The sequence below is a fragment of the Streptomyces sp. NPDC057002 genome, from assembly GCF_042673825.1.
GTDB lineage: Bacteria > Actinomycetota > Actinomycetes > Streptomycetales > Streptomycetaceae > Streptomyces.
In genome coordinates, this window is the sequence record NZ_JBHURZ010000004.1 from 34,814 (window position 1) to 54,832 (window position 20,019).

Consider the following 20,019-nt stretch of genomic DNA (forward strand, 5'->3'; position numbering starts at 1 on the left):
GCCCTACTCCGCCGGCCGCAGGTCGAGGCCGATGTCCAGGATCGGCGAGGAGTGGGTGAGCGCTCCGACGGCCAGGTAGTCGACGCCGGTGTCCGCGTACGCCTTGGCGTTGCCGAGGGTCAGGCGGCCCGACGCCTCCAGGGCTGCGCGGCCCTGGACGATGGCCACCGCCTCCTCGCACTCGCCCGGCGTGAAGTTGTCCAGGAGGATCAGGTCCGCTCCGGCGTCCAGGACCTCGCGGAGCTGGTGCAGGGTGTCCACCTCGACCTCGATGGCGACGTCGGGGAAGCGGTCGCGGACCGCCTGGAAGGCCTGGGCGACGCCGCCCGCGGCGACCACGTGGTTGTCCTTGACCAGGGCCGCGTCCGAGAGGGACATGCGGTGGTTGACGCCGCCGCCGCAGCGGACCGCGTACTTCTCGAGGCTGCGCAGGCCGGGGGTCGTCTTGCGGGTGTCGCGGACCCTGGCCTTGGTGCCGTCGAGCGTGTCCGCCCACGCGCGCGTGGCGGTGGCGATGCCCGACAGGCGGCACAGGATGTTCAGCGCGCTGCGTTCGGCGGTGAGGAGGTCGCGGGTGCGGGTGGTGACGGAGAGGAGCTTCTGGCCCGCCTCCACGCGGTCGCCGTCCTCCGCGTGGCGTTCGATCTCCAGCTCTTCCTCGCAGACGACCGAGATGACGGCTTCCGCGACGCGCAGGCCGGCCACCACGCCCGCCTCGCGTGCGGTGAAGTCGGCGGTGGCCACCGCGTCCTCGGGGATCGTCGCGACCGTCGTCACGTCCACGCCGTGGGCCAGGTCCTCCTGGAGGGCCACGTTGGCGATGTCCTCGACCTCGACCGGGTCGAGGCCGGCGTCGGCCAGGAGCTGGGCGAGTGCGGGGTCCAGGCCGCACTCCAGGTACGCCTGCTCGTCCGCGCCGCAGGCACAGCCGTCGCCGCAGCCTCCGGACGAGGCGAGGGGAAGGTCGGGGGTGGTCACGTCGGTCACTGCTCCTGGGGGGCCTGGGTGGGGAGGGTCGTGGGGAAGTGTGTGGTGTCCGTGGTGTGCACGGCCAGCGAGCGGTCCGGGTTCAGGCGTACGACGATGTGGCGCCGCCAGCCGGTGTCGTCGCGCTCGGGGCGGTCCTCGCGCCAGTGGCAGCCCCGGGTCTCCTCGCGGAGCCGGGCGGCGGCGACCAGGACCCGGGCCACGCACAGGAGGTTGGTGGCCTCCCAGGTGTCGACGCCGGGCTCGGCGGTCTTGCCGTTCTCGGCGAGGGCGTCGCGGGCGTCGGTGTGCAGCCGCTGGAGCTGGTCGGCGGCCTTGGCCAGGGACCCGGCCGAGCGGAGCACGCCCGCGCCGTCGGACATGATCCGCTGGATCGTGAAGCGGGCCTCCGCGGTGAGCAGGGGGTGCTCGGGGGTCTCCGGGTACGGGAGCGGCCGGGGCACGCGCGTGAGGAGGCCGTTCTCCGCGTGGCTCGCCGTGATGTCGGCCGCGATGCGCTCGGCGTAGACCAGGCCTTCGAGGAGGGAGTTGGAGGCCAGGCGGTTGGCGCCGTGCACGCCGGTGCAGGCCACCTCGCCGCACGCGTACAGGCCGGGGACGGTCGTACGGCCCTGTGAGTCGGTGCGGACGCCGCCGGAGGCGTAGTGGGCGGCCGGGGCGACCGGGATGGGGCTGGTGACCGGGTCGATGCCGTGGGCGCGGCAGGCGGCGAGGATCGTCGGGAAGCGGTGCTCCCACATCTCGGCGCCGAAGTGCCGGCCGTCGAGGAACATATGGTCGGCGTCCTGCTCCTGCATGCGGCGCATGATGCCCTTGGCGACGATGTCCCGGGGGGCGAGTTCGGCGAGTTCGTGCCGGCCGAGCATGAAGCGCGTGCCGTCGGCGTCGACGAGGTGGGCGCCCTCGCCGCGGACCGCCTCGGAGACCAGGGGCTGCTGACCCTCCGCGTCGGCGCCCAGGAAGAGGACGGTCGGGTGGAACTGGACGAACTCCAGGTCGCTGACCTCGGCGCCCGCGCGGAGCGCCAGGGCCACGCCGTCGCCCGTGGACACGGAGGGGTTGGTGGTCGCCGAGAAGACCTGGCCCATGCCGCCGGTCGCCAGGACCACGGCGGGTGCGTGGACCGCGCCCACGCCGTCGTGCTGGCCCTCGCCCATGACGTGCAGGGTGACGCCCGCGGTGTGGCCGTCGGCGTCCGTGAGGAGGTCCAGGACCAGCGCGTTCTCGACCGTGCGCACGCCACGCGCGCGTACCGCGTCGACCAGGGCGCGGGAGATCTCGGCACCGGTGGCGTCCCCGCCCGCGTGGGCGATGCGGCGGCGGTGGTGGCCGCCCTCGCGGGTGAGTTCCAGCCCGCCCTCGGTGGACTCGTCGAACCGGGCGCCGGTCTCGATGAGACGGCGTACGGCGTCGGGGCCCTCGGTGACGAGGATGCGGACCGCTTCCTCGTCGCACAGGCCCGCGCCCGCGACCAGGGTGTCGTCCAGGTGCTGTTCGGGGGTGTCGCCCTCGCCGAGGGCCGCGGCGATGCCGCCCTGGGCCCAGCGGGTGGAGCCGTCGTCGAGGCGGGCCTTGGTGACGACGACGGTCCGCAGGCCCGCGGCCTGGCAGCGCAGGGCCGCGGTCAGGCCGGCGACGCCGGAGCCGACGACGACCACGTCCGCGTCGATGGACCACCCGGGCTCAGGCGCGTGCAGTCGTATGCCTGTGCTGGTCACGAGGCGGCTCCGAACGTTCCGAAGGTGAGGGGGAGATTGTCGATCAGCCGGGTCGCCCCGACCCGGGCGGCCACGGCGAGGACCGCCTCGCCGGTGAAGTCGCGCCCGATCTCGGTGAAGTCGGACGGGTCGACCAGCGCGAGGTAGTCCAGGGCCAGCGGCGGGTCGAGGCGGGCGGCCTCGTCCAGGACCTGGCGGGCGGCCGCGCGGACGGCCGCAGGACCGCCCGGGACGGCCGTCGCCACGGCGTGCGCGTCGGCCGCCGCGCGGGACTCGCCGATGGCGCTGAGCGCCTCGGCACGCGCGCGCGTGGCCGGCACTTCACGGGCCCGGGCCCGCAGCGCCTCCTGCGCGGCATGCCGGTCCTGGCCCGCGAACAGGGCGCTGGACAGCGCGAGGGCGGTGCGCCGCTCGGCGGGCGAGAGGTAGCGGTTGCGGCTGGACAGGGCCAGGCCGTCGTCCTCGCGGACGGTGGGGACGCCGACGATCTCCACGCCGAAGTTCAGGTCCCGCACCATGCGGCGGATCAGGGCGAGCTGCTGGGCGTCCTTCTGGCCGTACAGGGCGACGTCGGGGCGGGTCAGGTGCAGCAGCTTGGCGACGACCGTGAGCATGCCGTCGAAGTGGCCCGGGCGGGCGGAGCCCTCCAGGCGCTCGCCCATGGGGCCCGCGGTGATGCGGACCTGGGGCTCGCCACCGGGATACACCTCGTCCACGGCGGGGGCGAACACGACGTCCGCGCCGGACTCCTCGGCGAGCTTGAGGTCGGCGTCCAGGGTGCGCGGATAGCGGTCAAGGTCCTCGCCCTGGCCGAACTGCAGCGGGTTGACGAAGACGGTGACGACGACCTCGCCGTCCCGGCCCGCGATGCCGCGCGCGGTGCGGATCAGCGTGGCGTGGCCCTCGTGCAGGGCGCCCATGGTCATCACCACGGCGCGGCGGCCCGCCCGCACGCGTGCGTGCAGCTCGCCGGCGGTGCTCAGCAGGGTGGTGGTCATCGGGCGTCCCCTTCGGTGCCGTCGGTGCCGTCCGTCCCGTCGGCGAGTACCCCGAGGAGGTCCTCGGCGAGCTCCGGCTTCAGCAGGCCGTGGGCCAGGGCCCGGTCGGCGGTCGCGCGGGCCATCGCCAGATAGCCGGCGACGGTCCCCGGGGCGTGCCGGCGCAGCTCGCTGACGTGGGCCGCGACCGTGCCCGCGTCGCCGCGCGCGACCGGGCCGGTGAGGGCAGCGTCGCCGGAGCGCAGGGCGTTGTCCAGGGCCGCGCCGAGCAGCGGGCCGAGCATCCGGTCGGGGGCGGCGACCCCGGCCGCGCGCAGCAGCTCCAGGGACTGGGCGACCAGGGTGACCAGATGGTTGGCGCCCAGGGCGAGCGCCGCATGGTAGAGCGGCCGGTTCTCCTCGGCGATCCACTCGGGCTCGCCGCCCATCTCGATGACGAGGGCCTCGGCCGCCAGCCGCAGCTCCTCGGGCGCGGTGACGCCGAAGGAGCAGCCGGCCAGCCGCTGGACGTCCACGGGCGTACCGGTGAAGGTCATCGCGGGGTGCAGGGCCAGCGGCAGGGCGCCCGCGCGCAGGGCGGGGTCGAGCACCCGCGCGCCATAGCGCCCGGAGGTGTGGACGAGCAGCTGTCCCGGCCGTACGGAGCCCGTGTCGGCGAGTCCGGCGACCAGCTCGGGCAGGGCGTCGTCCGGAACGGTCAGCAGGACCAGGTCGGACCGCTGGAGGACCTCGGCGGGCGGCATCACGGGGACGTCGGGCAGCAGTTGCGCGGCACGGCGCCGGGAGGTGTCGGAGACCGCGGAGACGGCGACCGGGCGGTGCCCGGCGAGTTGCAGGGCCGCGGCCAGCGCGGGGCCCACGCGGCCGGCGCCGACGACTCCGACGGTGAGGCGCGCGGGGCGGTCCCTGGGGTCTGGCTGTGGGGTTGTGTTCACTCGACGGCGGCCTTCCCGTTCCAGTCCGCTCCGGGTACCGGACGATTTCTCGTCATGTTAACGCGATCGGTTCGAGGGGTGTTCGGCCGTCCACAGGGTGTGGGGAAGAGCCGTCCACGGGGTGTTCGGGAAATGCGGGTGCCCGCCCGCACGCGCGCGGGGCAGGATCCGGGGCATGACTGAGACGACGGAACAGGACGAGGAGCGGCGGACGGGGCTCCGTGAGCGGCGGCTGGCCGCCCATCGCGGCGCACGGCGGGTGCTCGCGCGCTTCGCCTTCCACAAGTCGCTCCGGGAGCGCCTGGCGGAACTGGCCGGGGCGGAGGACCTGTACGACCTGGACGAGCTGTCCGACGCGTACGGCGACGGGGTCGTCGAGGCGCTGGAGACCAAGGTCGCCGGGCTGCTCGGCACCGAAGCCGCCGCGTTCTTCCCGACGGGCACGATGGCCCAGCAGGTGGCCCTGCGCTGCTGGGCGGGCCGCACCGGCAACCCGACCGTCGCCCTGCACGCGCTCAGCCATCCCGAGCTGCACGAACGGAACGCGTTCAGCGAGGTCGGCGGTCTGCGCCCGATACGCGTGACGGACGAGCCGCGGCTGCCCACCGCCGCCGAGGTGCGCGACTTCGAGGAGCCCTTCGGGGCGCTGATGCTGGAACTCCCCCTCAGGGAGGCCGGTTTCGTACTGCCGTCCTGGGAGGAGCTCACGGAGGTGGTGGAGGCCGCGCGGGAGCGGGACGCCGTGGTGCACTTCGACGGGGCCCGGCTGTGGGAGTCCACCGTCCGCCTCGGCCGGTCCCTGGAGGAGATCGCGGGCCTGGCGGACAGCGTCTACGTGTCGTTCTACAAGGCCCTGGAGGGGGTCGGAGGTGCGGCGCTCGCCGGCCCGAAGGAGCTGGTGGAGGAGGCGAAGGCCTGGCGGCACCGGTACGGCGGCCTGGTCTTCCAGCAGTTCCCCACGGCTCTGTCGGCGCTGGCCGGACTGGAGCGGGAGCTGCCCCGCCTGCCGGAGTACGTCGCCCACGCGCGCGTGGTGGCCGGCGCCCTGCGCGAGGGGTTCGCGGCGGCCGGGCTGCCGTGGGCCCGCGTGTACCCGGAGGTGCCGCACACCCACGACTTCCAGGTCTGGCTGCCGTACGAGGCGGACGTGGCCGGGGAGGCGGCGGTCAGGACGGCCGAGGAAACGGGTGTCTTCCTGTTTGCCGCCGCCTGGGGCCGGGGCGGTCCGGGCCTGGCCCGCACGGAGGTGAGCGTGCGGGCCCCCGGGCTGGAGTGGACCGCCGAGGACGTGAAGACGGCGGTCACGGAGTTCGTCGCCCGGTTGCCCGGGGAGGGCGGCAGGTAGTCGGAAACGGGCAGAAGGCCGTCGGCCGCCCCTGGTGACGGTCTGCCGGCGCCCGGCGGCCGGAGCGGTCAGCCGGTGAAGCGGCGTCCAGGGTGCAGCCACCGGCTCAGGGCGTGCCGGATCCGCTGCCGGCCGCTCGCCGGGCGCCCGGCCAGGACCGCACGGAATCGGCGTTCGTCGCGCCACTCGCGGACGACCCGCCGGTCGTGTGTGCCCGGCGCGGGCGGGGCGGGCTCGCCGAGCTGCTGGGCGCGGTAGAGGTCGAGGAGGTGCTGCTGGGTGATGCTCATCGTGGATCGCCTCGGCGGGTCGGGGTGATGGAGGTCCGAAGGCTCCGCGGCTGCCCCGGTGCTCCCACCCTGCGCCCGCGCCGGAGGCGAAGTCGCGTCGATTGACGACGCCCGTCAATCGACGGGGGCGTTGTCAGTGGCTGCGTGCACCATGAAGGCATGAGCGTGCACATCGACATCGCGGGGCTGCGGCCGGAGGAGGTCGCCGTCGTGCCCTCGCCCCTGGCCGAGCTCGGAATGGCGCTGCACGCGCTGTCCGAGCCGGGGCACCACCCGGGTCTCCAGGGCTGGGTGACGGGCGTGACCGCCCGGCTCGACCCGCATCTGGCCGACCGGATGTGCGAGGCCGACTTCCTGTGGCGGTCGACGTTCTCGGACCTGTTCATGCCCTTCGCCGGCATCCCGGGCCTGAGCACTCTCCCGGGCGGCACGCTCACCGAGGAGCTGGACCTGCTCGACAAGCTGTCGGACGAGCAGTTCGTGGACGCGGCACTGGAGTTCACCTGTGCCGTCGGGTACGGCTCGTGCGGGCCCACCGCGCTGTCCGACCCCGAGGTGCGCCGCAGGGCACTGGACCTGGCCGCCGCGCGCGGGCCCCAGCAGCTGCGGTTCAGCCGGCGGCTGCTGGGCGACCCGCCCTCGATCCGGGCCTGGCTGCGGCAGTTCCTCCAGGACTGCGACGAGGCGTTCTTCGCGGAGGCCTGGTCCCGGCTGCGCCACCAGCTCGCGGCGGACGCGCGGCTCAAGACGGACCTCTTCCGGCGCAAGGGCATGGCCGAGGCGCTGGCCGCGGTGTCCCCGGCGATCACGCTCGACGAGGCGGCGGCCCGGATCACGGTCGACAAGCTGGGCGGCGACGACGGTACGTCCACCGGCGACGGCGGCCTGCTGCTCGTCCCGACGAGCCTGGGCCGGCCGCATCTGATGGTCCTGCACCGGTACGGCTGGCGGCCGGTGCTGCACTACCCGGTCGGCTCCCCCGAGCTCGCCGCCCCGCCCAATCTGGAACAGCTGGCCCTGCGCATGACCGCGCTGTCCCACCCCGTGCGGATGCGAATGTGCCGCAATCTGGCCCGCAGCGCGTACACCACGGGCGAGCTGGCACAGGTGCACGGCATGACGGCCCCGGAGATATCCCGGCATCTGGCCGTGCTGAAGAAGGCGGGCCTGCTCACCACCCGCCGCCGCGGGCGCTACGTCCTGCACCAGCTGGATGTGACGGTGGTGGCCCGGCTCGGCAGCGAGTTCCTGGAGGGGATCCTCCGGTAAAGGGAATCCTCCGGTAGAGGGGAGATCCCCGGACAGCCGACGGGAGCCGGCCGGTCGCCGTCCGGCTCAGCCGTGCCCGCCGGCCCGTACCAGCCCGGTCTCGTAGGCCAGCACCACGACCTGCACCCGGTCCCTGAGGCCCAGCTTGGTCAGGATGCGGCCCACGTGCGTCTTCACGGTCGCCTCGGACAGCACGAGCCGGGCCGCGATCTCGCCGTTGGACAGGCCCTGCGCGACCAGCACCATGACCTCGCGCTCGCGGCCGGTGAGCCGCTCCAGCTGCTGGTGCTGGGGCTGCTTGGCGGTGCCCGGCAGCATCGGTGCGAAGCGGTCCAGGAGCCGTCGGGTGGTGGAGGGCGCCACGACCGCGTCACCGCTGTGCACGGCGCGGATCGCGGCGAGCAGCTCGCCGGGCGGCACGTCCTTGAGCATGAAGCCGGAGGCGCCCGCCTTCAGCCCCGAGAAGGCGTACTCGTCGAGGTCGAACGTGGTCAGGATGAGCACCTTCGGCGGGTCGGTGTCGGCGCAGATCCGGCGGGTCGTCTCCACACCGTCGAGCTTCGGCATGCGGACGTCCATCAGCACCACGTCGACCTCGGTCGCGCGCAGCACCTGGAGGGCCTCGACACCGTCGCCCGCCTCCGCCACGACCTCCATGTCCGGCTGGGCGGCGAGCACCATCCGGAACCCGGTGCGCAGCAGCACCTGGTCGTCGACGAGCATCACGCGGATCGTCATCAAGGCCTCTTCCAAGTCTCTTTTACGGTGGGAGCGTTGCCGGTGAATGCGTTACAGGTGTCAGCGAGGGACGTGTGCCGACGTCAGTTGACGGGTTTGAGCGGCAGCAGGGCACTGATGCGGAATCCTCCGCCGGGGCGCGGTCCGGCGTCCAGGGTGCCGCCGACCATGCCGATCCGCTCGCGCATGCCGATGAGGCCGTGGCCCTGGCCGTCGAAACCGCCCTCCTCGTACAGCTCGTGCGGGGCGCCCTTGCCGTCGTCCTCGACGAGCAGGCCGAGGCCGTCGTCGAAGTACACCAGGCGCACGCTCGCGCCCGCGTTGGGCCCGCCGTGCTTGCGGGTGTTGGTGAGCGCCTCCTGCACGATGCGGTACGCCGTGAGCTCGACGCCGCTGGGCAGCGGCCGGGGCGTGCCCTCGACCTTGAAGTCGACGGGCAGCCCGGAAGTGCGGCACTGCTCGACGAGGTCCTCGATCTGCTGGACGTCGGGCTGCGGCACGTACTCGCCGGCCTCCTGGTGCTCCCCGGTGCGCAGCACGCCGAGCAGGCGGCGCATCTCGGCGAGGGCCTGGCGGCCGGTGGAGGAGATGGTCTCCAGGGCCTTCTTCGCCTGGTCGGGAGCCGCGTCGAGGACGTAGGCGGCGCCGTCGGCCTGGACCACCATCACCGAGACGTTGTGCGCGACGACATCGTGCAACTCGCGTGCGATCCGGGCGCGTTCGGCGGCGACGGCGACCTTGGACTGGGCCTCGCGCTCCTTCTCCAGACGGGCGGCCCGCTCCTCCAGCTGCGCGAAGTAGGCGCGGCGGGTGCGGATGGAGTCGCCCAGCACCCAGGCGAGGGCGAAGGGCACGGCCATGAAGACCGTCAGGGCGATGTTGCCCGCGATGTTCGTCTGGTCGCTGGGCCAGCGCAGCTGGGACAGGGGGGCCGCGCACAGGCCGGCGCCCAGCGCGAAGCGGGAGGCCCAGCGCGCGCCCTCCGCCGCGACCGTGTAGACGATCACCAGGAGGGCGAAGTCGGCCGGGCCCCGCTCCACATCGGTGATCAGCTGGGCCACGCCGACCGCGGTCGCGAGCAGCAGCATCTTCTCCGGCAGGCGGCGGCGCAGCGCGACCACCAGGCACAGCAGCAGCGTGAGCGGAACGGCGACGGCCGGTGAGCCGTATCCGCCCGCCACTCCGCCGACCACGGAAATCCCGAGGAGGACCACGGCCCAGGAGCCGTCGACCCACATCGGGTGCCTGCGGAGGAAGTCATAGAGGCGCTGCACGTAACCCAGCGTAGGGAAGCGCGATAGGTGCAGGGGTCAACCGGAGGACCGATCCGAACCGGGCGCACGTACTCCGCAAGGTGGAGTTGCGTTCGTTGTGTGCGCTTAGCCTGGCCCGGTGACACCAGGGACCAGGGCCGGGGAGCACGAGTTGCACGAGTGGCGTGGGTGGCGCGCGGCGGTGGAGGAGGCGCTGTACGGGCCGGGCGGCTTCTACCGGCGGGAGGAGGGGCCGGGCGGGCACTTCCGTACGTCCGTGCACGCGTCGTCGCTGTTCGCCGGGGCCGTGGCGCGGTTGCTGTGCCGGGTCGACGAGGCACTGGGGCGGCCCGCGGTGCTGGACTTCGTCGACATGGCGGCCGGGCGCGGCGAGCTGGCCGGCGGGGTGCTCGCCGCGCTCCCGGCCGAGGTGGCGGCCCGCACGCGCGTGCACGCCGTGGAGATCGCCGGGCGGCCCGCGGGGCTCGATCACCGGATCGAGTGGTCGGCCACGCCCCCGGAAGGGACGACGGGGCTGCTGTTCGCCAACGAGTGGCTGGACAACGTGCCGGTGGAGGTCGCCGAGGTGGACTCCGCGGGCACGGGCCGGCTGGTGCTGGTCCGGGAGGACGGGAGCGAGCGGCTCGGGGATCCGGTCGACGGGGATCAGGCTGGGTGGCTCCAGCGGTGGTGGCCGCTGTCCGGCGAGCCGGGGCTGCGGGCCGAGATCGGCCTGACCAGGGACGAGGCCTGGGCCTCGGCGGTCGCCACGGTGGACCGAGGGCTCGCCGTCGCGGTGGACTACGCGCACACAGCGGCTGCGCGACCGCCCTTCGGGACGCTCACCGGGTTCCGGGAGGGCCGGGAGACCACCGCCGTACCGGACGGCTCCTGCGACATCACCGCGCATGTGGCCCTGGACGCGTGCGCGCTGCCCGGCGGGCGCCTGCTCCCGCAGCGCGAGGCGCTGCGCACCCTGGGCGTGACCGGCGCACGGCCCCCGCTCACGCTCGCGTCCACCGACCCCACCGCCTACGTACGCGCCCTCGCGAGCGCCGGGGAGGCTGCCGAGCTCACGGCCGCGGGCGGGCTGGGCGACTTCGGGTGGCTGGTCCAGCCGGTCGGGATCCCGGACCCGCTCCGGGACTGAGCCCCTACTTGTCGATGTCCCCGACCACGAAGAACATCGACCCCAGGATCGCCACCATGTCCGCGACCAGCGTCCCCGGCAGCAGCTCCGTCAGCGCCTGGATGTTGTTGTACGAGGCCGAGCGCAGCTTCAGCCGGTACGGGGTCTTCTCGCCCTTGCTGACCAGGTAGTAGCCGTTGATGCCGAGGGGGTTCTCGGTCCAGGCGTACGTGTGGCCCTCGGGCGCCTTCAGCACCTTGGGGAGCCGCTGGTTGACCGGCCCGGGCGGCAGCTCGGCGAGCCGGTCGAGGCAGGCGTCGGCCAGGTCGAGCGCGTTGTGTGTCTGCTCCAGGAGGCACTCGAAGCGGGCCAGGCAGTCGCCCTCCTGCCGGGTCACCACCTTCAGGACGTCGCCCAGCTCGCCGTAGGCCAGGTACGGCTCGTCCCGGCGCAGGTCGAAGTCGACGCCCGAGCCGCGCCCGATCGGCCCGCTGACCCCGTAGGCGTGCACGGCCTCGGGCGTGAGCCTGCCGACGCCCCGGGTGCGGCCCCGGAAGATCTCGTTGCCGAGCACCAGGTCGTCGAAGCGGTCCATCCGCGAGCGCACGTCCGCGACGGCGGCACGCGCGCGCGTGGTCCACCCGGCCGGCAGGTCCTCCTTGAGGCCGCCGACGCGGTTGAACATGTAGTGCATCCGCCCGCCGGAGACCTCCTCCATGACGTGCTGGAGCTCCTCGCGCTCCCGGAAGGCGTAGAAGATCGGGGTGATCCCGCCCAGCTCCAGCGGGTACGAGCCGAGGAACATCAGGTGGTTGAGCACCCGGTTCAGCTCGGCGAGCAGCGTGCGCAGCCACACCGCGCGCTCGGGGACCTCCATGCCGAGCATCCGCTCCACGGCGAGGACCACGCCCAGCTCGTTGGAGAACGCCGACAGCCAGTCGTGGCGGTTGGCCAGCATGATGATCTGGCGGTAGTCGCGCGCCTCGAACAGCTTCTCCGCGCCGCGGTGCATATAGCCGATCACCGGCTCCGCGTGCCTGATGCGCTCGCCGTCCAGGACCAGCTTCAGCCGCAGCACGCCGTGCGTGGAGGGATGCTGGGGTCCGATGTTGAGCACCATGTCGGTGCTCTCCGCGGCGCCGCCGATTCCGACCATGGTCTCCGTCGTAGGAGTCATGGACCCAGTCTCTCCTACGTACGCTGGGCTCATGGATACGGGGAGTGCGCGGGAGGCGGAGCCGACGGCTGCCGTCGAGGGCACGGCGGGGGCGGCGGACGGGGACGGGCCGGTGTGGATAGCGCTGCCGCCCGGGCTGCTGAGGATGCGGCGGTTGCTGCTGGTGGTGTGGCTGGGGCTGATCGCGCTGGCCGCCGGGCTGCTGCCGGGCCTGCTGGCCGGGCCCGCCTGGGCCGTCTTCGCGGTGCTGCCGCTGGCGCTGATGGCCTGGGGGTGGGTGATGATCGACCGCAACTGGCGTTCCTGGCGGTACGCCGAGCGCGCCGACGACCTGCTGATCAGCCGGGGCGTGCTGTGGCGCGAGGAGACGGTCGTGCCGTACGGGCGGATGCAGCTGGTCGAGGTCACCTCCGGGCCCGTCGAGCGGCACTTCGGGCTGGCCAGCGTGCAGTTGCACACGGCCGCAGCGGCCACCGACGCGACCATCCCCGGCCTGGACCCGGCCGAGGCGGAACGACTGCGCGACCGGCTCACCGAGCTGGGCGAGGCCCGATCGGCGGGGCTGTGACGAAGCCCGAGAGCGCCAGGACCGCCGGGGCCGCCGGGGCCGACAAGACCACCGAGGCCGCCGGGGGTGACAGGGCCGACGAGACCGCCGGGCCCCCCGAGGCCACCGAGACCACCGACACCGCCAGGGGCGACAGGGCCGACGAGACCGCCAAGCCCCCCGAGACCGCCGGGGGTGACAGGGCCGACAAGACCGCCGGGCCCCCCGAGCCCCCCGAGCCCGCCGAGCCCGCCGAGCCCGTCGAGCCCGTCGGCGGCGTGGCCGAGCGGCGGCTGCATCCCGTCACACCGCTGCGGCGGGCCTGGGCGCCGGTCGCCGTGCTCATCGGCTGGGCCGTGCACGACCCCGACGGGGCGCAGCGCCATCTGACCCGGCTGACCACGACCACGCTGCTGATCGGCCTCGCCGTGATAGTCCCGGCCGCCGCGCTCTACGGCTTCAGCTCCTGGTGGTTCACGCACTTCGCGGTGACCGACACCGAACTGCGCATCCGCACCGGCCTGGTGTTCCGGCGCACCGCGCACATCCGGCTGGAGCGGATCCAGGCCATCGACATCACCCAGCCGCTGCTCGCCCGGGTCGCGGGCGTCGCCAAGCTGAAACTCGACGTCATAGGGACCGACAAGAAGGACGAACTGGCCTTCCTCGGCGCGGACGAGGCGCGGACCCTGCGGGCCGAACTGCTCGCCCGGGCGGCCGGTTTCGCTCCCGAGACCGCGCACGAGGTCGGTGAGGCGCCGTCCCGGCAGCTGCTGCGGGTGCCGCCCGGTGTCCTCGCCCTGTCGCTGGTGCTGACCGGCGCGACCTGGGGGTCGCTGGCGGCGGCACTCGTCGTTCCGCCGGTGCTGTGGCTGCTCACCCACAGCCTGTGGACGGTCCTCGCGGTCGCCCTGCCGCTGCTGGGCGCGGCCGGCGCGAGCAGTGTGGGGCGGTTCGTCGGCGAGTACGACTGGACGGTGGGCGAGTCGCCCGACGGGCTGCGCATCGACCACGGCCTGCTGGACCGGGCCCACGAGACGGTGCCGCCGGGGCGGGTGCAGACCGTGCGGATCGTGGAGCCGCTGCTGTGGCGGCGGCGCGGCTGGGTGCGTGTGGAACTCGATGTGGCGGGCTCGTCCAACTCCGTGCTGGTGCCGGTCGCCCCGCGCGAACTCGCGGAGGCCGTCGTCGCGCTCGTGCTGCCCGGGGTGACCGTGCCGGAGCGCGCGGCCCTGTCGCCGTCGCCGCGCCGCGCCCGCTGGTGCGTGCCGGTGTGGTGGCGGGGATACGGACTCGCCGTCACCGACGCGGTGTTCGCGGCGCGCTCCGGGCTGCTGGCGCGGAGTCTGGCGCTGGTGCCGCACGCCAAGGTGCAGAGCGTACGGATGACGCAGGGGCCCTGGGAGCGGGCCCGGGGCGTGGCCGACGTGTGTGTGGACACGGGCGCGAACAAGGTGGTGCGAGCGCGGCTGCGGGACGCGGACGAGGCGCGTGAGTTGCTGGCCCGGCAGGCGGAGCGGTCCCGGACCGGGCGCAGGGACGCACGGCCGGACCGCTGGATGGCGTGACCGGCCGGACCAAAGGCGGGCTTCAGGAAACCGCGCTGCGCAGGCCCTGCACGTCGATCTGTTCCGTCTCGTCGTGCGCGGTCAGGTCGATGACCTGGCCGATCCCGCGCGACTCCTCGTCCGCGGGCTTGTACCGGGCCTCCGCCTCGGCCTTGTGCAGGGCGAGGGCCTCCTGGCCGACGACATCCGCCAGGTCCTCGTTCTGCACGGCCTCCAGGGCGGCGCGGGACGTCTCCTGCTTCGTGCCGAAGAAGTCGAACCCGCCCTCGGTCCGCGGGCGCCGCGCCGGCGTCTGCGGGGCGACGGCCACGGCGGTCGGCACCGTGTAGTGACCTGAGGAGGCGGGCTGCGGGAGCCGCTCGGTCTCGGCCCTGGCGGAGGTGTCGTCCTGGGCGGACGTTCCGACGGCCGCGCGCTCGTGGGCGTCGACCGCCTCGGACCGCTCCTGCGGCTCGTCCTCGTGGGACGGCTCCCGCCGGTCCGGCTGTTCGTCCTGCTGCTCCTGCGCGGGCTCGTCCTCGTCGTCCTCAGGGGCGCCGTCGCCGTCGCCGTCCGGGCCGCCGTCCGGATCCGGGGCCGGGTCGCCGTCGAACCGGGCGAGCGCGGCCGCCGCGCGCAGGAACAGCCGGGAGCCCTCCGGCGAGAAGACGGCGGGAACCGCCGGCTCCTCCTCGACGGTGAGGGCCTCGGCCCGAGCGGCAGGTGCCTCGTCCGCCTCCGCAGAGGCCTCCGCGGAGGCGTCCGCCGTCTTCGCCGACCCCGCGGTCAGCGCCCGCGCCGGAACCGTCGCCTCGATCTCGAGCACCCGGCGGTCCTCCAGGACGCTCGCGCGCTCGGTCTCGGACGTGGCGTACCGGCGCAGCAGCGCGGCGTGTTCGTTGCGCAGCCCGGCCAGTTCCGTGCGCTTGGCGCGCAGCCGCTGCTCGAGCTTCACGCGCAGCTCGCGGGACTCCTCGAGGTCGCCCTCCAGTTCGGCGACGCGCTCCTCGAAGCGCCACTCGTCGCTCGCGCGCCCGCGCGTGAGGTCGGCGACGCGCTTGCCCGCCTGGGCGTCCCAGCGGCGCAGCACGACCGCGCCGACGACCGCCGTGACCGCGGCGGCCGCGGCCAGACCGCGGAGCGCCATCGGCTCCGTGAACACCCAGGGCCCCAGGGCGCAGACGAGGGAGACGCCTGCGATCGCCGACGGGGGGAGCAGCCTGTGCAGGGGCGGGGAATGGCGGTGACGTCCACGTGGCATGGCCAGAAACTTACCGCGCGTAGGCGAATCATGGTGAGCCACCCCGCAAAACAAAGCCATACCGAAGTGTTCACACCGCATCAGAACTCGGCAAGAAGCGGAATCTGCCCTTCAATCAATTCTCAAGATCATTCCCAACGGTCCCCGAACGGCTCTCCAGCCGCCCGCTGATCCACTCCAGCGTCGCCGGAATCTCGCGCCGCCAGGTGTTGAAGTTGTGCCCGCCGCTTTCGAGGACGATCGACGAGATCCGCGTCCGCCCGGTGTTCTTCACGCGCTCGATGAACCGCAGCGTGTCCGTGTAGTTGGACTCGCCCGCCTTGCTGCTGGTGACCAGCAGCGAAGTATCCGGAGCGGGCCGGTGCTTCAGGTACCACCACAGGTCGGCGCGATTCCGCAGCCCCTTGTCACCCTGGAAGAGATCACCGGTCGTGGCGTCGATCGGCGCCTTGTAGTACGCGGAGAGACCCGCTCCCGCGGCATACACATCGGGATGGTGCATGGCGATCTTCAACGCGCAGTAGCCGCCCGTGGAGTTGCCGATGATGCCCAGCCGGCCCGGCTTTCCGGCCACCCTGAACTGCGAACGCAACGCGTCGGGCAGATCCCTGGCGAAGAACGACTCGGTCTGCGGTCCGCCCGGGATGTCCACGCACTCCGTGTCCCGCGGCGGCGCCACCGTCGGCCGCAGCATCACGAGGATCGTCGGCCGCATCCGGCCCGCCCGGGCCAGTTCCAGGGCCGTACGCGGATAGTGGAGCTTCTCCACCAGCGCCGACGCCGTACCCGGGTAGCCGGTCAGCACCACGGCCGCGGGAAACGAACGGGTGCGGTACCGCGGCTGGAAGTACTCCGGCGGCAGATAGACGTACGCCGGGGTGGCGATGCGGGTCGTCCGGCCCACGATGCCGACCTCCTGGATCCGGCCGCCGACCTGGGGCCGCGCACCGCCCGCCCCCGGCACCCGCCGTGTGGCGACCACCTCAAGCGGGCCCTCGCCCCGCGCGTGGTCGACCACCACGCCCTGGTCCTTCTCCTGCCCGAACAGGTCCGCCCAGCTCGCGTAGAACCCGAAGGCCTGGTTGGCGGCGAGACCCACCGCGCCGAACAGCGCCAACTGGGTGGCCAGCAGCAGGCCGACACGCCCGCCCACCATCCGCCAGCCGCGCCGGGCCAGCCGTGGCCACAGCCAGACCGTGCCGGCGAACAGCAGCACGGCCGACAGCACCGCCAGCAGCAGCACCTTGTTGCTCGTGAGACCCATGGGTTGGTTACCTGTCCGCGCTCTCCGTCCGGCCACCTCCGCGACCACACCTTCGCGAGGGCTTGTCCCGGACTTTCCTTGGCCTTTGAAACGGCTTTGACGTGGGGAGTGAACCTCTCCCCCCGAGACACCGTCCTAGAGGGCGCAATGTCGCCGGATGCCCGAATCGGGCCCGGATCCAAGGTCTCTCGCAGAACTACGGGATGCGATGTCTGTCAGGACAGATGAGGAAATGTCGGTCGAGGTTCCGAGTCGCAGAAGCGACGCGGCGCCCACGGGCCGGGTGAACCGGGTGCGCCGGCTGCTGCGCGGACCGCGCCCCGAGGCCGTCCCCGTCCTGGTCGGCAGAGCATGCGCCCTCGTCGGCGTCCTGGACATCGCCGCGGGCGTGTTCCCGCGCTTCCGTCACAGCCGCATGCACGCCATCGCCGAGGTACTGCCCGGCGCCCTCGGCCCGTTCGCGGCCGCCCTGTCCCTCAGCACCGGCGTGCTGTTGCTGCTGCTCGCCCACGGCCTCAAGCGCGGCAAGCGCCGGGCCTGGCGGGCGGCCGTCGCCCTGCTGCCCGCCGGTGCCGTCGCGCAGTTCACGTACCGGCACTCGCTCGTGGGCGTACTCATCTCCCTGGCCCTGCTGGCACCCCTGCTGCGCCACCGCGACCAGTTCGACGCCCTGCCCGACCCGCGCAGCCGCTGGCGGGCGCTCGCCAACTTCGTGCTCATGAGCGCCGGTTCGCTGATGCTCGGCCTGCTCATCGTCAGCGTCCACTCCGAGCGCATCGTCGGCGACCCGAGCCTGGCCGACCGCATCACCCACGTCATCTACGGCCTGTTCGGCTTCGAGGGCCCCGTCGACTACCAGGGCACCACCTCCTGGACCGTGGCCTTCTCGCTCGGCGCCCTCGGCCTGCTCACCGCCGTCACCACCATCTACCTGGCCTTCCGCCCCGAACACCCCGCCGCCCGGCTCACCGAGGAGGACGAGACCCGGCTGCGCGCCCTGCTGGAACGGCACGGCGACCGTGACTCCCTCGGCCACTTCGCGCTCCGCCGCGACAAGGCCGTCGTCTTCTCCCCCAGCGGCAAAGCGGCCGTGACCTACCGCGTGGTCTCCGGCGTGATGCTCGCCAGCGGCGACCCCATCGGCGACGTCGAGGCCTGGCCCGGCGCCATCGAACAGTTCATGGACGAGGCCAAGGCCCACTCCTGGACGCCCGCCGTCATGGGCTGCTCCGAGACCGGCGGTCAGGTGTGGACCCGTGAGACCGGGCTCGACGCCCTCGAACTGGGCGACGAGGCGGTGGTGGACGTCAAGGATTTCTCACTCGCCGGCCGCGCGATGCGCAACGTGCGCCAGATGGTCAAGCGCATCGAGCGCGCCGGTTACGAAACCCGGGTACGACGTGTCCGTGACCTCGGCGACGCCGAGCTGGAACGCATCCGCCGCGCCGCCGACGACTGGCGCGGCACCGACACCGAACGCGGCTTCTCCATGGCCCTGGGCCGCATCGGCGACCTGGCCGACGGCGACTGCCTCATCGCCACCGCCCACAAACAGGACGACCACCCCGGCCCCTACGGCGACCTCAAGGCGATCCTGCACTTCGTGCCCTGGGGCACCGACGGCGCCTCCCTGGACCTCATGCGCCGCGACCGCTCCGCCGACCCCGGCATGAACGAACTCCTCATCGTCGCCGCCCTCCAGGCCGCCCCCAAACTCGGCATCGCACGCGTCTCCCTCAACTTCGCCATGTTCCGCGCGGCCCTGGCACGCGGCGAGAAGATCGGCGCCGGCCCGGTGCTGCGCGCCTGGCGCGGACTGCTCGTCTTCCTCTCCCGCTGGTTCCAGATCGAGTCCCTGTACAAGTTCAACGCCAAGTTCCGGCCCCGCTGGGAACCCCGCTTCGTCGTCTACCGCGCCTCCGCCGACCTGCCCCGCATCGGATTCGCCGCCATGCAGGCCGAAGGCTTCGTCAACCTCGCCCTCCCCCTGCCCCGCTTCCTCCGCCACCGCCGACCCGCGGGCCGCCGCCCCTGCGCCCACGGCACCACGGCCGAACGCAACGTCCGGGCGGCATGACCGAGCCCCACACGGGGCCGTCACTTGGGCCGCAGCGCCTGACGGCCCCCGCCGGGGCCTACGCTGAACATATGAGCAACCAGAGCGGACGCGGGCGCGTGGCGGGCCTACCGGAATGGGACCGCTGCGCGGTCATGGGAGTCGTGAACGTCACCCCCGACTCGTTCTCCGACGGCGGCCGCTTCTTCGACACCACGACCGCCGTCAAACACGGCCTCGACCTCGTCACCGAGGGCGCGGACCTGGTCGACGTCGGCGGCGAGTCGACCCGCCCCGGCGCCGCCCGCGTCGACGAGGCCGAGGAACTCCGCCGCGTCATCCCCGTCGTCCGCGGCCTGGCCTCCGAAGGCGTCACCGTCTCCGTCGACACCATGCGCGCCTCCGTCGCCGAACGGGCCCTCGCGGCGGGCGCCGCCCTCGTCAACGACGTCAGCGGCGGCCTCGCCGACCCCCGCATGATCCCGGCCGTCGCCGACGCCGGCGCCCCCTTCGTCGTCATGCACTGGCGCGGCTTCCTCCAGGGCGGCAACGTCAAGGGCGAGTACGCCGACGTCGTCGGCGAGGTCGTGGACGAACTGCGCACCCGCGTGGACGCCGTGCTGGCCGGCGGCATCGCCCCCGACCGCGTCGTCGTCGACCCCGGGCTCGGCTTCTCCAAGGACGCCGAGCACGACCTCGCACTCCTCGCGAGCCTCGACCGCGTCCTGCGCCTCGGCCACCCACTGCTCGTCGCCGCCTCCCGCAAGCGCTTCCTCGGCCGGGTCCTGGCCGGCCCCGACGGCCCGCCCCCGCCCGCACGCGAGCGCGACGCCGCCACCGCCGCCGTCTCCGCCCTCGCCGCGCACGCCGGCGCCTGGGCCGTACGCGTGCACGAGGTACGCGCCACGGCCGACGCGGTACGAGTCGCCCACGCCATCGAAGGGGCGCGTACGACGGGTCCCGGCGCAGAGGGAGCCCGGTGAGCGCCCCGCACACCGACGTCGAACAGGTCGAGGCCGCCAACACCGCCTTCTACGAGGCACTGGAACAGGGTGACTTCGAGGAACTGGCGTCGCTCTGGCTGACCCCCTCCGACCTGGGCGTCGACGAGTCCTACCACGACCCGGCCGACACCGGCGTGGTCTCCTGCGTGCACCCCGGCTGGCCCGTGCTCACCGGCCGCGGCGAAGTCCTCCGGTCATACGCGCTGATCATGGCGAACACGGACTACATCCAGTTCTTCCTCACCGATGTGCACGTATCGGTCACCGGCGACACCGCCCTGGTGAACTGCACGGAGAACATCCTCAGCGGCGGCCCCGCCCCCGAGGGCGACGAGGAGCTCGGCCCGCTCGTCGGACAGCTCGTGGTCGCCACCAATGTGTTCCGGCGCACGCCCCAGGGGTGGAAACTCTGGTCGCACCACGCTTCCCCCGTTCTGGCCGAAACCGACGAGGACGAGGGCGAGGAGACCCCCTCCTGAGTGGGTAGGCGCCTCACAAGGG

The 20,019-nt window shown here is 73.4% G+C and carries 18 protein-coding genes; 8 read left to right on the forward strand and 10 right to left on the reverse strand.

Annotated elements, in window-relative coordinates; translation table 11 throughout:
* Positions 1-3: 3 nt before the first annotated feature.
* From nadC to ACFT32_RS20060, 4 genes are read right to left on the reverse strand one after another with little or no spacing between them, the layout of a single operon-like run.
* A complete protein-coding gene (gene nadC / locus ACFT32_RS20045; RefSeq protein WP_382490851.1) occupies positions 4-978 on the reverse strand; it encodes a carboxylating nicotinate-nucleotide diphosphorylase in 975 nt (324 codons plus the stop codon).
* A 5-nt stretch (positions 979-983) separates the two neighbouring features.
* Positions 984-2,705, reverse strand: coding sequence for an L-aspartate oxidase (locus ACFT32_RS20050; protein ID WP_382490854.1), 1,722 nt, complete (start codon positions 2,703-2,705; stop codon positions 984-986).
* Entirely contained in the window at positions 2,702-3,703 is a 1,002-nt protein-coding gene (panC, locus tag ACFT32_RS20055) for a pantoate--beta-alanine ligase (RefSeq protein WP_382490857.1), read from the reverse strand. Before panC ends, ACFT32_RS20050 begins: the two co-directional genes overlap by 4 nt.
* On the reverse strand, positions 3,700-4,638 hold the full coding sequence (locus ACFT32_RS20060) for a Rossmann-like and DUF2520 domain-containing protein (protein ID WP_382490859.1): 939 nt from the start codon (positions 4,636-4,638) through the stop codon (positions 3,700-3,702). Before ACFT32_RS20060 ends, panC begins: the two co-directional genes overlap by 4 nt.
* 175 nt (positions 4,639-4,813) lie before the next feature.
* Here ACFT32_RS20060 and ACFT32_RS20065 point away from each other — a divergent pair, with 175 nt between their 5' ends.
* Positions 4,814-5,983, forward strand: a complete 1,170-nt coding sequence (locus ACFT32_RS20065) for a threonine aldolase family protein (protein WP_382490862.1) — start codon at positions 4,814-4,816, stop codon at positions 5,981-5,983.
* A gap of 68 nt (positions 5,984-6,051) precedes the next feature.
* Here the strand turns inward: ACFT32_RS20065 and ACFT32_RS20070 are convergent, their stop codons facing one another.
* On the reverse strand, positions 6,052-6,273 hold the full coding sequence (locus ACFT32_RS20070) for a hypothetical protein (RefSeq protein WP_382490863.1): 222 nt from the start codon (positions 6,271-6,273) through the stop codon (positions 6,052-6,054).
* Positions 6,274-6,432: 159 nt separating this feature from the next.
* Between ACFT32_RS20070 and ACFT32_RS20075 the strand changes: the two genes are divergently transcribed.
* Positions 6,433-7,542: a DUF5937 family protein gene (locus tag ACFT32_RS20075; protein WP_382490866.1), complete on the forward strand. Its 1,110-nt coding sequence runs from the start codon at positions 6,433-6,435 to the stop codon at positions 7,540-7,542.
* A 66-nt stretch (positions 7,543-7,608) separates the two neighbouring features.
* Here ACFT32_RS20075 and ACFT32_RS20080 read toward each other — a convergent pair whose 3' ends face one another.
* Both ACFT32_RS20080 and ACFT32_RS20085 read right to left on the reverse strand, forming a co-directional pair.
* A complete protein-coding gene (locus tag ACFT32_RS20080) occupies positions 7,609-8,280 on the reverse strand; it encodes a response regulator (protein ID WP_382490869.1) in 672 nt (223 codons plus the stop codon).
* An 83-nt stretch (positions 8,281-8,363) separates the two neighbouring features.
* Entirely contained in the window at positions 8,364-9,554 is a 1,191-nt protein-coding gene (locus tag ACFT32_RS20085) for a sensor histidine kinase (RefSeq protein ID WP_382490872.1), read from the reverse strand.
* Positions 9,555-9,672: 118 nt separating this feature from the next.
* Between ACFT32_RS20085 and ACFT32_RS20090 the strand changes: the two genes are divergently transcribed.
* Positions 9,673-10,683, forward strand: a complete 1,011-nt coding sequence (locus tag ACFT32_RS20090; protein WP_382490875.1) for an SAM-dependent methyltransferase — start codon at positions 9,673-9,675, stop codon at positions 10,681-10,683.
* 4 nt (positions 10,684-10,687) lie between these two features.
* Here ACFT32_RS20090 and ACFT32_RS20095 read toward each other — a convergent pair whose 3' ends face one another.
* The gene (locus tag ACFT32_RS20095; protein WP_382490878.1) at positions 10,688-11,839 is read right to left on the reverse strand and encodes an NADH-quinone oxidoreductase subunit D; all 1,152 of its coding nucleotides are present in this window, start codon (positions 11,837-11,839) and stop codon (positions 10,688-10,690) included.
* A 31-nt stretch (positions 11,840-11,870) separates the two neighbouring features.
* Between ACFT32_RS20095 and ACFT32_RS20100 the strand changes: the two genes are divergently transcribed.
* A complete protein-coding gene (locus tag ACFT32_RS20100; protein WP_382490881.1) occupies positions 11,871-12,407 on the forward strand; it encodes a PH domain-containing protein in 537 nt (178 codons plus the stop codon).
* A 257-nt stretch (positions 12,408-12,664) separates the two neighbouring features.
* Entirely contained in the window at positions 12,665-13,954 is a 1,290-nt protein-coding gene (locus ACFT32_RS20105; RefSeq protein WP_382492681.1) for a PH domain-containing protein, read from the forward strand.
* Positions 13,955-13,976: 22 nt separating this feature from the next.
* Here ACFT32_RS20105 and ACFT32_RS20110 read toward each other — a convergent pair whose 3' ends face one another.
* On the reverse strand, positions 13,977-15,194 hold the full coding sequence (locus ACFT32_RS20110; protein ID WP_382490884.1) for a hypothetical protein: 1,218 nt from the start codon (positions 15,192-15,194) through the stop codon (positions 13,977-13,979).
* 115 nt (positions 15,195-15,309) lie between these two features.
* Positions 15,310-16,458 (reverse strand): alpha/beta hydrolase, encoded by a 1,149-nt coding sequence (locus ACFT32_RS20115; RefSeq protein ID WP_382490887.1) that lies wholly within the window; start codon positions 16,456-16,458, stop codon positions 15,310-15,312.
* A 232-nt stretch (positions 16,459-16,690) separates the two neighbouring features.
* On the opposite strand from ACFT32_RS20115, the gene ACFT32_RS20120 reads away from it, so the two are divergent.
* The 3 genes from ACFT32_RS20120 (at position 16,691) to ACFT32_RS20130 (ending at position 19,997) form a co-directional block, all read left to right on the forward strand.
* Positions 16,691-18,535 carry a phosphatidylglycerol lysyltransferase domain-containing protein gene (locus ACFT32_RS20120; protein WP_382490890.1) on the forward strand — a complete coding sequence of 615 codons (1,845 nt, stop codon included), beginning with the start codon at positions 16,691-16,693 and terminating at the stop codon, positions 18,533-18,535.
* 71 nt (positions 18,536-18,606) lie between these two features.
* On the forward strand, positions 18,607-19,497 hold the full coding sequence (folP, locus tag ACFT32_RS20125; protein WP_382490893.1) for a dihydropteroate synthase: 891 nt from the start codon (positions 18,607-18,609) through the stop codon (positions 19,495-19,497).
* Positions 19,494-19,997, forward strand: a complete 504-nt coding sequence (locus tag ACFT32_RS20130; protein WP_382490895.1) for a nuclear transport factor 2 family protein — start codon at positions 19,494-19,496, stop codon at positions 19,995-19,997. Before folP ends, ACFT32_RS20130 begins: the two co-directional genes overlap by 4 nt.
* The last annotated feature ends 22 nt before the right edge of the window (positions 19,998-20,019 follow it).

Coding starts and splice junctions, on each gene's coding strand:
- panC (WP_382490857.1), bottom strand. CDS start 3,703: ATGACCACCACCCTGCTGAGCACCGCCGGCGAGCTGCACGCACGCGTG.
- ACFT32_RS20065 (WP_382490862.1), top strand. CDS start 4,814: ATGACTGAGACGACGGAACAGGACGAGGAGCGGCGGACGGGGCTCCGT.
- ACFT32_RS20070 (WP_382490863.1), bottom strand. CDS start 6,273: ATGAGCATCACCCAGCAGCACCTCCTCGACCTCTACCGCGCCCAGCAG.
- ACFT32_RS20075 (WP_382490866.1), top strand. CDS start 6,433: ATGAGCGTGCACATCGACATCGCGGGGCTGCGGCCGGAGGAGGTCGCC.
- ACFT32_RS20080 (WP_382490869.1), bottom strand. CDS start 8,280: ATGACGATCCGCGTGATGCTCGTCGACGACCAGGTGCTGCTGCGCACC.
- ACFT32_RS20095 (WP_382490878.1), bottom strand. CDS start 11,839: ATGACTCCTACGACGGAGACCATGGTCGGAATCGGCGGCGCCGCGGAG.
- ACFT32_RS20100 (WP_382490881.1), top strand. CDS start 11,871: ATGGATACGGGGAGTGCGCGGGAGGCGGAGCCGACGGCTGCCGTCGAG.
- ACFT32_RS20110 (WP_382490884.1), bottom strand. CDS start 15,194: ATGCCACGTGGACGTCACCGCCATTCCCCGCCCCTGCACAGGCTGCTC.
- ACFT32_RS20115 (WP_382490887.1), bottom strand. CDS start 16,458: ATGGGTCTCACGAGCAACAAGGTGCTGCTGCTGGCGGTGCTGTCGGCC.
- ACFT32_RS20120 (WP_382490890.1), top strand. CDS start 16,691: ATGTCGGTCGAGGTTCCGAGTCGCAGAAGCGACGCGGCGCCCACGGGC.
- folP (WP_382490893.1), top strand. CDS start 18,607: ATGAGCAACCAGAGCGGACGCGGGCGCGTGGCGGGCCTACCGGAATGG.